At 38.3% G+C, this 13,466-nt stretch carries 10 protein-coding genes; 9 read left to right on the forward strand and 1 reads right to left on the reverse strand.

The window, feature by feature from the left end:
* Nucleotides 1-21 precede the first annotated feature (21 nt).
* Nucleotides 22-369 carry a DUF1516 family protein gene (locus tag AC0C45_RS06775; RefSeq protein WP_013081713.1) on the forward strand — a complete coding sequence of 116 codons (348 nt, stop codon included), beginning with the start codon at nt 22-24 and terminating at the stop codon, nt 367-369.
* 41 nt (nt 370-410) lie between these two features.
* Here the strand turns inward: AC0C45_RS06775 and AC0C45_RS06780 are convergent, their stop codons facing one another.
* Complete coding sequence (locus AC0C45_RS06780; protein WP_013055361.1) at nt 411-971, reverse strand: DUF2777 domain-containing protein; 561 nt, start codon at nt 969-971, stop codon at nt 411-413.
* A gap of 171 nt (nt 972-1,142) precedes the next feature.
* Between AC0C45_RS06780 and asnB the strand changes: the two genes are divergently transcribed.
* From asnB to AC0C45_RS06820, 8 genes are all read left to right on the forward strand, one after another.
* On the forward strand, nt 1,143-2,990 hold the full coding sequence (gene asnB, locus AC0C45_RS06785; RefSeq protein WP_047931026.1) for an asparagine synthase (glutamine-hydrolyzing): 1,848 nt from the start codon (nt 1,143-1,145) through the stop codon (nt 2,988-2,990).
* A gap of 316 nt (nt 2,991-3,306) precedes the next feature.
* Nucleotides 3,307-4,839: a phytoene desaturase family protein gene (locus AC0C45_RS06790; protein ID WP_237893440.1), complete on the forward strand. Its 1,533-nt coding sequence runs from the start codon at nt 3,307-3,309 to the stop codon at nt 4,837-4,839.
* A complete protein-coding gene (locus AC0C45_RS06795; RefSeq protein ID WP_016763012.1) occupies nt 4,836-6,293 on the forward strand; it encodes a phytoene desaturase family protein in 1,458 nt (485 codons plus the stop codon). The genes AC0C45_RS06790 and AC0C45_RS06795 overlap by 4 nt, the downstream gene beginning before the upstream one ends.
* A 58-nt stretch (nt 6,294-6,351) precedes the next feature.
* Nucleotides 6,352-7,200, forward strand: a complete 849-nt coding sequence (locus tag AC0C45_RS06800) for a phytoene/squalene synthase family protein (RefSeq protein WP_472927985.1) — start codon at nt 6,352-6,354, stop codon at nt 7,198-7,200.
* 427 nt (nt 7,201-7,627) lie between these two features.
* Nucleotides 7,628-9,142 (forward strand): alpha-amylase family glycosyl hydrolase, encoded by a 1,515-nt coding sequence (locus AC0C45_RS06805; protein ID WP_472927986.1) that lies wholly within the window; start codon nt 7,628-7,630, stop codon nt 9,140-9,142.
* A 57-nt stretch (nt 9,143-9,199) separates the two neighbouring features.
* A complete protein-coding gene (locus AC0C45_RS06810; protein ID WP_013055369.1) occupies nt 9,200-10,234 on the forward strand; it encodes a LacI family DNA-binding transcriptional regulator in 1,035 nt (344 codons plus the stop codon).
* Nucleotides 10,235-10,601: 367 nt separating this feature from the next.
* Nucleotides 10,602-12,149 carry an L-glutamate gamma-semialdehyde dehydrogenase gene (gene pruA, locus AC0C45_RS06815; RefSeq protein WP_013081720.1) on the forward strand — a complete coding sequence of 516 codons (1,548 nt, stop codon included), beginning with the start codon at nt 10,602-10,604 and terminating at the stop codon, nt 12,147-12,149.
* Nucleotides 12,150-12,172: 23 nt separating this feature from the next.
* A complete protein-coding gene (locus tag AC0C45_RS06820) occupies nt 12,173-13,378 on the forward strand; it encodes an ornithine--oxo-acid transaminase (RefSeq protein WP_047931023.1) in 1,206 nt (401 codons plus the stop codon).
* Nucleotides 13,379-13,466 lie beyond the last annotated feature (88 nt).

Consider the following 13,466-nt stretch of genomic DNA (forward strand, 5'->3'; position numbering starts at 1 on the left):
TTCAGAAAGGACGTGAGATGAATGGCTCCACTACATATTCATGTAACGCTTTGGACATTATTAATTATCTCGTTTGTGGTTTCGTTGATTTTACATCGAGCAGGTAAAGCTAAAGGTCAAAAAATCCTACATATGGTGGCGAGACTCCTATACTTATTAGTATTAGTATCAGGTCTGCATATGTTAGCGGCTTGGTACCATTTTCAAGGCGCAGCGCTCATTAAAGGAATTGCCGGAGTGTTAGTGCTTGTGGGAATGGAAATGGTACTTGTTCGTACTGAAAAAAGAAAGCGTACAGGCGTTGCTTGGGGAGTACTTGTAATTGCGCTTATCTTAGTATTCTATTACGGATATGTCGTACTAGGATAAGAAAAAAGCTATCTTGGATAAGATAGCTTTTTTCTTTTGCTTTAATCTAAAAAAAGATTCATTGAACGTTCTCCATCATTAACGGTATATTCAAATCGATCTAGGTGATGCGTGCCTCGTTCGAATAAATGCTGAACGGCACAAATTTTTTCCTCATTGTCATAAATGATAAAATTAGCACCTTTTGTATCACCGTCTGTCGGTAAAAAACATAATGTGTTGTGACAGTAAATACAATCATAAAGAGAGAATTTTAATGAATTTAAGTGCTGAGTGAATGATAAAAAGGTCTCTTTCGGTAGTGATTGAAGAAGCTGTTCGTATGCATAAGGTAGCTTTTTAGTCAGTCTTAGCTTATCCCCATTTCGCAATAAATACGTTCCATCGTGAAGCTTTATTTGACGGTCATCAACCATAATGGCTTTTTCCCAGCGTGTATCAATAAGAAGTTCTAAGGTATCATCCATTACTTCATGGAGCATGGAAGCTTCGTCACTTTCATCTTCAAAGAAAATCCACTGTGAATCAACACATTCAACCGTACCAATCACGAAGGAACGCGGCTGATTGTTCAGAGCTTGTTGTTTAGAATAATGATTCATAATCAAACCTCCGTGTGAAATTTATCCATATTTTTTTATTGCCTAAAAAAGCTCTCTTTATAACTCGAAAGTGAAAATAAAATATAAGGACAATTCAACTGTAACTATTGCGTGCATACAATGGCATTATTTCATTCATAAACAAGAGCGTGAAAGAAAGGATGATAAACGATGTGTGGTATAACGGGTTGGGTCGACTTAAAGCGATCGCTTTTAAATGAAACAGCAACAATAACAAAAATGGCTGACACTTTATCGAAAAGAGGTCCTGATGACACCAACGTATGGACACAGCAGCATGTTGCTTTTGGGCACAAACGCTTAGTTGTAGTAGATCCTCAAGGCGGAAGACAGCCCATGACAAGAGAAAAAAATGAACAGCTCTATACGCTTTGCTATAATGGAGAGCTTTACAACACGGAAGATATTCGGAAAGAATTACTAAAAAGAGGTTATCAATTTCAGGGACATTCAGATACGGAAGTACTTTTAACATCTTATATAGAATGGAAAGAATCATGCGTAGATCATTTTAACGGTATCTTTGCTTTTTCAATCTGGGATGAAGCCAATGAAAAGTTATTTATAGCACGCGACAGAATGGGAGTGAAGCCCTTATTCTATCGATCTTATGAAGGTGGAATTCAATTTGCATCGGAATTAAAAGCGATATTAGCTCATCCTGAGGTGAAAGCGGAAGTAGGATTAGATGGATTAGCAGAAGTGTTTGGCTTAGGACCTTCTCGTTCTCCCGGCCACGGCGTATTTAAAGAAATAAATGAATTACGCCCGGCTCACGCGCTCACGCTTACTCGTAACGGGTTGAAAATTTGGCGATACTGGAACGTGAAAAGTGAGCAGCATACAGATGATTTAGGTGAAACTACAGAAAAAGTTAAATTTTTAGTGCAAGACGCGATTGTAAGACAGCTAGTGTCGGATGTCCCGGTTTGTACATTTTTATCAGGTGGAGTAGATTCAAGTGCCATTACAGCAATTGCTGCAAATGCGTTCAAAGAAAGCGGCAAGGGCTCTCTTCATACGTATTCTATCGATTATGAAGATAATGATAAATTTTTTAAAGTAAATGAGTTTCAGCCAAATTCTGATGGAACTTATATCAAGCTCATGTCGGATACGTTTCAAACAAATCATCACCGCTGCATTATTTCAACGGAGGACCTTGTGCAGCATTTAACAGAGGCTGTAGAGGTGAGAGACCTTCCTGGAATGGCTGATGTAGATTCATCGCTGCTTTGGTTTTGCCGTGAAATCAAACAAGATTTTGTTGTGAGCTTATCAGGAGAATGTGCGGATGAAATTTTTGGAGGATATCCGTGGTTTCACCGAAAACATGATTTGTCTTCGGATACCTTCCCGTGGATGCGTTCATTAGACGCTCGAATTGATTTGCTGCAAAGTTCATGGAGAAAGAAATTACAGTTAGAAGATTATGTGCGTGCAAGATATGAAGAAACATTAAAGGAAGTGCCTGAATTAGAAGGTGAATCGTTAGAAGATGCGCAGCGGAGAAAGCTGTTTTATTTAAATCAGATTTGGTTTATGACAACTTTATTAGATCGTAAAGATCGTATGAGCATGGGCGCGAGCTTAGAAGTACGCGTACCTTTTGCAGATCATCGTCTTGTGGAATATGCATGGAATATTCCGTGGGAGATGAAAATGACGGGCAATAAAGAGAAGGGGATTTTACGAAAAGCGCTTGAAGGAATTTTGCCTCATGACGTTCTTTATCGCAAGAAAAGCCCTTATCCTAAAACGCATAACCCAGCTTATACAAAAGCTGTAACTGTATGGCTTCAATCTCTTTTACAAGATAAACAGTCACCTCTTCATGAATTTTTTGATAAGCAACAGTTAAAGCATATTATTGATACAGGCGGAGAAGGATTTAAAGCACCGTGGTTTGGTCAATTAATGACAGGACCTCAGCTGCTAGCTCATCTAGCTCAAATTCACGTCTGGTTTACTCACAATAATATTCAAATTGTGGAATGACAGGACCCTCTCAGTACAGAGGGTTTTTTTTATGAAATAAAGTCATCTGTTTCTCTTTTTTGTACGTTTAACTAGAGAAGAAGACCGCAGTCTATTTTTGTATAACTTTACATAGATATAAAATAAAAGCTTGAAAGCACCGAATAAAGGGAAAGTGTACTGAAGCTCTGGAAAAATGGTACAAATGTCATATTTTAATGGTTTAGTTATTGGTAATTTTATGATTCGAATAAAGACAAGCAGTTTATCGTTGTGTTTAATAATAAAGCTTTGTATAATGTTTGTATAACTATTGTATAGGATTAGGAGTGTATGTATGCAAAAAAACGTAATCGTGATTGGAGCAGGTCCAGGAGGACTAGCGGCAGCGATGCTGTTAGCAAGTCATGGCTATAAAGTAGATGTATATGAAAAGCAAGGATACGTGGGCGGGCGAAATTCAGCGATTAAAATGTCGGGTTATACGTTTGATATGGGTCCTACATTTTTGAGCATGCCACAGATTTTTGAAGAATTATTTCAAGCTGCTAATCGTAATGCGCATGATTATATGGACTTAAAGCGTCTAAATCTCATGTATGAGCTTATTTTCGATGATGCGCAGATTCAGATGACGGATAACCATAAAAAGATGAAAGAAGAAATCGAACGTTTATACCCAGGAAACGGGGAAGGCTATGAGCGCTTTATGAAAGACACCGAAGCAAAGATGGCGGCTTTGCTGCCTTTATTGCAGGGCGAGATGGATCGTTTTCATCACTATTTAAAGCCTGAATCAATTCGAGCACTGCCGCATTTATCCTTAGGTAAAACGCTCTATGATGTACTTGGCAAGTATTTCACTGATGAGAAATTGAAATTAGCTTTTACTTTTCAATCGAAGTACTTGGGAATGTCCCCTTGGGAATGTCCAGGAGCCTTTTCTATTTTATCGTTTATGGAACACGCTTACGGTATCTTCCATCCAATAGGAGGAGTAAACCAACTATCTCAAGCAATGGCAAAAGTAGTGGAAGAACATCAAGGGCACATCCACTTAAACCAAGGTGTCCAAAAACTATGGATTGAAAATAAGAGAGTAAAAGGAATTATTCTAGAAAATGGAGAGCGAATAGGGGCAGACGACGTCATTATCAATGGAGATTTTGCTCATGCCATGACGAATTTAATAGATGAAGGTGCCCTTAAAAAATATGCAGTTAAAAAACTTGAAAAGAAAAAATACTCTTGTTCTACTTTCATGATTTATCTAGGCATAGACAAACAGTACAAAGACCTGCCTCATCACACGATTGTGTTCGCTGAAGATTATAAAAAAAATGTAGAAGAGATCACAAAAACGCTAGCTCTTTCAGAGGACCCTTCTATCTACATCCAAAACCCAGGTGTAACAGACCCAACTTTAGCACCAGAAGGAAAGTCTGCTCTTTATATTTTAGCGCCGGTTCCAAATAATTTCAGCGGTGTAAACTGGGATGAAAAACAAAAAGATTTTCGGGATGCAGTATTAAAAATTGTAGAAAAGAAAACGGGTTTCAAGGATTTAGAGAGTCATATTGAAGTTGAAAAAATCATTTCACCAAAGCAGTGGGAAGAAGACGTGCTGGTCTATAAAGGAGCGACATTTAACCTTGGACATCAGCTCACTCAAATGATGGTGCTGCGTCCGCATAATAAATTTGAAGAATTAGAAAACTGCTGGCTAGTTGGAGGAGGAACTCATCCAGGAAGCGGTCTACCAACTATTCTGGAATCATCTCGCATTACGACAAAGCTCATCTTAAAAAGAGACGGACAATTACTGAATGAGCCGTTTAAAACCATGAAGGAAATGGAGAGTGCATTATGAGAACAGCAATTGTTGGAGGCGGCATAGGCGGTTTGATTACCGCTTTGTTATTAAGCAAACGAGGATTTTCTGTTGATATTTTCGAAAAAGAAAACAAGCTTGGCGGCCGGTTGGCGTTTGTAGAAAAAGACGGTTATAAAATTGATGAAGGTCCCACGATTGTCTTACTGCCTTTAATGCTTGAACGTATTTTAGATGAAGCAGGCATTTCCGCTTCTCAATATGAACTAATACGCTGTGATCCACTTTATGATATTCATTTTCCAGACGGTACGACCTATACAAAAAAAGCGACTGAAAAAGATCAGTTAGAGGAAATTAGCCGTTTGTTCCCAGGCGAACAGCAAAACTACCGGCGTTTTATGACTGAATTAAAAAAGCGATTTGAATTAGGAAGTAAGGCATTTTTGGAAAAAACATTTGTAAATAAACGAGATTTTTGGACATGGCAAAACATCAAGGCATTAAAAAAAATGGATGCAAATAAATCAATGAGAAAATTTGTTTCAACGTATTTCCGTGATGAACGTCTAGTAGATGCCTATTCCCTGCAATCTCTCTATATTGGAGGAAATCCTTATTCGGCGCCAGCTATTTATTCCCTTGTTCCTTACAGTGAGCATGCTCATGGCATCTATTACGTAAAAGGCGGATACGCAAGTCTTGTGCCACTTCTTGAAAAGGCGCTGATAGAGCAAGGTGTAAACATTCATTTGAATAAGGCGGTTCAAGAGCTTTCTATATCAGGAGACAAAACGGAAGGGGTTATTGTTGACGAAAAACTTTATTCATTTGATCAAGTTGTTTTAAATGGCGACTTTCCTAATATGGCGAAAATTGCTCGAAAAAAAGAAAAGAAGTATGTGCCTTCGTCCAGCTGTTTACTGCTTTATCTTGGTTTGAAGAGAAAATATGATCATCACAATGTGCATCAATACTTTATGGGCAATGATTTAGCTAAACATATGGAAGCAGTGTTTAAGCATAAAACGATTCCTGAAGATCCCGCTATTTATACATTTAATCCCTCTGTTATTGATCCATCGTTAGCCCCTGAAGGGAAAAGTGTGCTATATGCACTTATACCGGTTCCATCAGGTGGCCACATTGATTGGAGCAATCAGCAAGATTTTGTTGATGGAATCATTCGAACTTTAGAAGAAAAAGGGTTTGATGAGCTTCGTAAAAAAATAGAGTGGGTAAAAGTACGCACGCCAAATGATGCTCAAGCATTTGGACTTTACGAAGGAGGAAGCTTTGGTATTGCTCCTGAGCTATTTCAATCAGGCGTATTCAGACCCCAGTACCAGCCGTACGAATATAAAAATGTTTTTGCGGTCGGAGCATCTATTCATCCAGGCGGAGGCGTGCCAATTGTTATGCAAGGAGCAAAAATGTTAGCTGATCATCTTATTGAACAATCATCTGTTCAAACGGTTGCAAAGCTTTCTTAAGATCTTGTAAGCCATAAGGAAATGATGGTTTATCCTTTAATAGAGAAAGGGGTCCTATATGATGAACATTTCGTTAGACAAAGCGTACAATCAGTGTGAAGAAATTATTAAAGAAAACTCAAAAACGTTTTACAAAGCTTTTTCCATGCTGCCGTCAAAACAAAGAAAGGCAGTATGGGCAGTATATGCATTTTGCCGTCAAGTCGATGATATTGTAGATGAAGGATGCAACCCTGAAATAGAGCTGCATCAATTCGAATCAGAATTTGCCCGATTTAAAAATGGAGAACTATTAAACGAAAGCGCCATGTGGGTAGCTCTGCGCAATGTATTTGAACAATATGAGATGAATGTTCAAGCGTTTGATGATATGATTACCGGCCAGAGAATGGATTTAGTAAAAAAAGAATACGATACGCTTGATGAAGTGAAAACATACTCTTATCATGTAGCGAGTACGGTAGGGTTAATGCTTTTACCGATTTTAGCTCCAACTACTCATAAAGAATTAGAAGAAGAAGCAATTGTATTAGGCATTGCAATGCAGCTGACCAACATTTTAAGAGACGTTGGGGAAGACTTAGAGCGAGGGCGCATTTATTTACCGAAAGATCTTATGAATTCTTACGGATATACGCGCATGCTATTAGAGAACCGGTGGGTCACTTCTGAATTTATAGAGATGTGGGAGCACCTGGCCAAAGAAGCGGAGATGTATTATATAAAAGGACTTCAGTCGATTCATAAATATCCGGTCGCTTCTCGTTTGCCTCTTACAGGAGCGGCGCATCTATACCGAGCGATTCTTGATAAAATTCGAAAAGAAAATTATGACGTATTTACAGAAAAGCACTTTGTCACAAGTCAAGTGAAAAAGAAAATTATGACATCTATTTCTACGGGGTAACGCAAAGGAATTACTTTTCCTTTGCGTTACTTTTTTTTGAAAAGATATGAAAACGTTAACTATTATGTAAATAAGAAAAAAGTCTCAGCCAAGAAGAAATTGCTGGTTTAGATTTTGCTGAACACGGTTCATCCGCATACGAATTTCGTGAAAGTTTCGTAGCGACAGAAGATGGTAACCTTCATCCTGAATTTGGTGTTGGATTGATTGATCGATTAAATAAAGTTGGTAAAGTATCGGATAAACCTCATATCTCGAACGTAAATGAGACGGTATAGCAGTATATAGATGGAAAAAAGTGATTAAAAGTAAAAACTTTTAATCACTTTTTTTGTTTTTATCAACTTATTTAACAATAATGTAAGCGTTAACGTTATAATGGAAACAAAAGTGAGTTTGAAACAGTTCGTCTATAGGAGGGGAATAGATGAAATGGAAAAGGACAAGTATGCTGCTTATACTATTATTGCTTTTTGGAAGCAGTGCCTCAGCGCAAGATCATAAAGATATACGTGATGAGGTAATATACTCATTGATGATCAACCGTTTTTATAACGGAAGTGAACAGAATGATCGAAATGTTAACTATGAACGTTCAGATGCCTATTATGGGGGCGATTTACAGGGAATAGCACAAAAGTTAGGCTATATTCAAGAGATGGGATTTACCGCTGTTTTATTAACTCCTTTTATAGAAAATGATGAGACAGGCTATCATGGATATGCGGTGACCGACCATTATAAAATAGACGATCATTTTGGAACGTTAAAAGACTTACAAAATCTTGTGAAGAAAGCACATGAGCGCAATATAAAAATTATGGTTGAATTTCCTTTGACAATCAGTAACAATCATCCCTGGGTAGCAGATAAAGAAAAACAAACATGGATAAGTAATGAATCCGGTACAGATAACGAAGTAATTAAAGCATTGCCTCACCTTAATTTAAAAGAAAGCGCTGTGCAGAAATACCTTATTAAAAATGCTGCTTGGTGGAGCAAACAAGCAGATATTGACGGATATTACGTTAAAGATATCGATCAAGCTTCTTCTGCATTTATTTCATCCTTTTCTAAGACGCTAAAAAGCATGGATCCTTCTTTTCTATTAATAGGAGAAATAAACGGGCAACCATTAAAAAAAAATGAGCAGGCTGATTCATTAGGAGTAGATTTGCTTGTAGATAGAACGCTAGCCGAAGCCACTGCTGCTACGTTTAGCGGTACTAGTCTTCCGCAAAAAATGTTGTATGACAAGTGGGGAAAAGAAAGTAATCAGCCTTTAGCCAATTTTTTAGATGATGTTCATAGCACACGTTTTACAGCACAAGCATTAAAGAGTGAAAATCATCCTGGAGCCCGAACAAAGCAAGGGCTTTCCTATCTTTATACTTCGCCGAGTGTACCAATCGTTTTTTATGGAACGGAAATTGCGCTGAATGGGGGAAAGGGAGCAGAAAATTATGGCATGATGAATTTTTTAGCTAATCCCGATATTATAGATCATTTAAAAAAACTGTCTGAACTTAGAGCAAAGTCGCCTTCTCTTCGAAAAGGAAGCTTTACCCTTGTGTCTGAGCAAAAAGGTGTGGCTGTATACAAGAGAAGGTATAAGGACGAAACGACGTTTGTTGTGATTAATAATACAAAGGAAACGTCGGCCATTAATGTTCCGCTTAAAAAAGTTGGAAAAGAAAATGAACTAAGAGGGTTAATAACGGAAGGAATTATACGACCCGTTGACGATGTATACAACATTTCATTGAAGCCTGAGACCACAAATGTATATAAAGTAGTGAAAAAGTCAGGGTTTAATATTGGATATATCGCAGCGGTTGCTGCTGTTTATACGGGATTTGGCATCTTTTTGTACAAAACATCTTCAAAAAGAAGAAAAGAAAAGAAAATTTCTCAATCTCGTAAAAAGGACAGCGCGTCATAGTTGTCAAATTATATTGGATAAGTATTAATGAAGAAAACATAATTAAGAGGTGGAATTATGGGTGTAACAATAAAAGATGTGGCAAATTTAGCAAATGTAGCCCCTTCGACGGTATCTCGCGTCATTGCAGACAGCTCAAGAATTAGTGAAAAAACAAAACAGCGCGTGCGATCGGCTATGAAAGAACTTGGTTATCACCCAAATATTATTGCGCGAAGTCTAGCAAATCAAACGACAGAGGCAGTCGGCCTAGTGATGCCGAGCTCAGCAGACAAGGTGTTTCAGAATCCATTCTTTCCTGAAGTGCTAAGAGGAATCAGCACCGGAGCTCACGAAAACAAAAGAGCGATTTATATGTCCACTGGAGAAACGGAAGAAGAGATTTTTGCAGAAGTTGTTCAAATGGTACAGGGAAGACGAGTGGATGGATTAATTTTGCTGTACTCCAAAGTTGATGATCAAGTACTTTCTTATTTGCAAGAACAGAGCGTGCCGTTTGTAGTTATTGGAAAGCCGTTTAAACATAGTGAAAGCATCACGTTTGTTGATAATGATAATTTTAAAGCTGGAAAAGAAGCGACGGAATATTTAATTGAATCTGGACATGAACGTATTGCTTTCATTGGCGGAAGTCTTGAATTAGTCGTTACCATTGACCGTTTAACAGGGTATGATAAAGCGATTCAAAAAGCAAACATTCCTTACCGGGACGAGTATGTAATTCATGAAGAATTTCTACAGAAGGGAGGAAAAGAAGCTGTTTGCGAACTTTTATCTCTAAAAGAACGTCCAACGGCTTTGGTAGTAGCAGACGATCTAATGGCATTAGGCGTTTTAAATACATTGGATGAAATGGGGATTTCGGTTCCTGAAGACATTTCGATTGTCAGTTTTAATAATGTTCTGATCGCCGAAATGGCTAGACCTGCTCTCACATCTATTGATATTAATATTTTTGAACTTGGTTATCAGGCTGTACGCTGCTTGATTAAGCAGATTGAAACGCCATATGCTGTTGCAGAACAAGTGCGCGTTCCTCACAAAATGATTAAAAGGCAATCCTGTAAAACCATTCAAATGACGAAGAGATAACTTTATAAACGAATAGAAAGAGGCTGGAACAAAAGTATTGTAGTTGAAGGAAGATCCGAACGAGTTTGATTCTTGATGGAGAATCAAACTCGTTCGGATTTTTTCGTTTGTAGGGTAAACGTAGGTAGCTGCTTCTTAGCTGTTGATTTAGGTATGTCTTAATATATTCTTATGCAAAATATATTGGCGTTTGAAGTGCAAAAAAAATGAACACCCGCAAATTATTTTTCCCTTTATCAAAAAGAAAGAATGATACAAGTGGTGAAAACCTTGATGACAAATAGGCCGTAAAGTTTTATTAAAAGTTGGCACGCTATTTGCATAACTATAAAGTAAACAAAGATTTGCATACTAGGAGGTATATATCATGGTAGTTTCTTATTCTCATGAACCATTTACAAATTTTAAGGACGAAAACAATAAAAAGGAATTTCAAGAAGCATTAACATATGTAAATACACAGCTTGGCAAAACGTACCCGCTTGTGATCGACGGTGAAAAAGTGGAAACTGAAGAGAAAATTACGTCTGTTAACCCAGCGAATATAAAAGAAGTGATTGGATATGTCTCTACAGTAAATAAAGATCTAGCAGAGCAAGCGATGCAGTCAGCTTTAAAAGCTTTTGAAACGTGGAAAAAATGGAAAGTAGAACATCGCGCGGATATTCTTTTCCGTGCAGCGGCCATCATCCGTCGCAGAAAGCATGAATTTTCTAGTTATCTTGTAAAAGAAGCAGGAAAGCCTTGGAACGAAGCAGATGCTGATACAGCAGAAGCAATTGATTTTTTAGAGTACTATGCACGTCAAGTCCTGACGTTAAAAGATGGTTCTCCAGTACAGAGTCGAGACGGTGAGTATAATCAGTACAATTATATTCCGCTTGGCGTAGGTATTATTATTTCACCATTTAACTTCCCGTTAGCTATCATGGCTGGAACAGCAGTAGCAGCTATCGTAACAGGCAACACGATTTTATTAAAGCCAGCTGATGCCACTCCTGTAGTAGCAGCGAAATTTGTAGAAGTAATGGAAGAAGCAGGTTTACCGAAAGGCGTATTAAACTTTATTCCTGGTGCTACACCTGAAATCGGTGACTACTTAGTTGAACATCCAAAAACACGTTTTGTTTCGTTTACCGGCTCGCGCGCAGTAGGTTGCCGCATTTACGAAAGAGCAGCAAAAGTACAGCCGGGCCAAAAATGGCTAAAACGCGTTATTGCTGAAATGGGCGGAAAAGATACGGTGGTTGTAGACAAAGATGCGGATCTGGATTTAGCTGCTTCTTCAATTGTATATTCTGCATTTGGTTTTGCAGGGCAAAAGTGCTCCGCTGGTTCTCGTGCTGTTGTGCATCAAGATGTGTATGATGAAGTGCTTGAAAAAGCAGTTGCGCTAACAAAAACATTAACCGTTGGAAACCCGGAAGAAGTTTCAACTTATATGGGACCTGTTATTCATGAGGCGTCGTATAACAAAGTATTATCGTATATTGAAATTGGAAAAGAAGAAGGACGGCTTGTTGCGGGAGGAGAAGCAGACAATTCAACTGGATACTTTATTCAGCCAACTATTTTTGCGGATGTAGATGAAAAAGCTCGTCTCATGCAAGAAGAAATTTTTGGTCCGGTAGTAGCATTCTCTAAAGCGCGAGATTTTGATCATATGATGGAGATTGCAAACAATACAGAATATGCATTAACAGGCGCTTTATTATCAAACAACCGCGAGCATATTGAGCGCGCTCGTGAAGAGTTCCATGTTGGAAATCTGTATTTTAACAGAGGATGTACAGGAGCGATTGTTGGTTACCAGCCTTTTGGCGGATTTAATATGTCAGGAACGGATTCAAAAGCAGGCGGACCGGATTATCTTGTTCTTCACATGCAAGCAAAAACAACATCTGAAACATTCTAATTAGAAAATAAGGAGGAGTAAATATGACAACTGAAACACAAAAAACGGTGAAAATCATTGAGCAAACAGAAAAATTTGGGGCACACAACTATCATCCGCTGCCGATTGTAATTGAAAAGGCAGAAGGCGTATGGGTACACGATCCAGAAAATAATAAATATATGGATATGCTAAGTGCTTATTCCGCTGTTAACCAAGGACATCGTCATCCAAAAATTATTGAAGCATTAAAACGTCAAGCTGATAAAGTAACGTTAACGTCACGAGCGTTTCATAATGATCAGCTTGGTCCATGGTATGAAAAGATTTGTAAATTAACAAATAAAAATATGGCTCTTCCAATGAATACGGGAGCAGAAGCGGTGGAAACAGCCATTAAAGCTGCACGCCGCTGGGCTTACGATGTGAAAGGCGTTGTTGAAAATCAAGCACAAATCATCGCATGTGTGGGCAACTTCCACGGTCGTACAATGACAGCTGTTTCCTTATCGTCTGAAGCAGAATATCAACGTGGTTTTGGACCAATGCTTCCAGGGCTTCAAACCATTCCTTATGGTGATTTAGAAGCGTTAAAAGCTGCTATTACACCAAATACAGCCGCATTTTTAATTGAGCCAATTCAAGGTGAAGCAGGTATCGTTTTACCTCCAGAAGGCTTCTTAAAAGCTGCAGCTGATTTATGTAAAGAACATAATGTGCTCTTTATTGCTGATGAAATCCAAGTTGGCTTAGCGCGTACAGGCAAAATGTTTGCTTGTGATTGGGAAGGTGTAGAACCAGATATGCTGATTTTAGGTAAAGCGCTTGGAGGAGGAGTTTTCCCTATTTCTTGCGTAGTTGCTAATGAAGACATTCTAAGTGTCTTTAACCCTGGCTCTCATGGTTCAACATTTGGAGGAAACCCGCTTGCTTGTGCCGTATCATTAGCTGCTTTGGAAGTAATTGAAGATGAAGAACTTCCAGCGCGTTCATTAGAATTAGGTTCTTATTTCAAGCAGAAGCTCCAAAGCTTAAGCAATCCAGTTATTAAAGAAGTGCGCGGCCGAGGTCTATTCATTGGGGTAGAATTACACGAAGAAGCTCGTCCTTATTGTGAAAAATTAAAAGACCAAGGTTTGCTTTGTAAAGAAACGCACAGTACGGTTATTCGTTTTGCTCCGCCGCTAACGATTTCAAAAGAAGAGTTAGACTGGGCAATTGAACGAATTGAAAAAGTATTTGCTGAGTAATCGGTTTAAAATAAATAAAAATAGTACGATATGTATATATCGTACTATTTTTATTCATATGCAGCTAAATGACGTTTTTATTTGATAG

The organism is Priestia sp. VA7 (assembly GCF_055710015.1).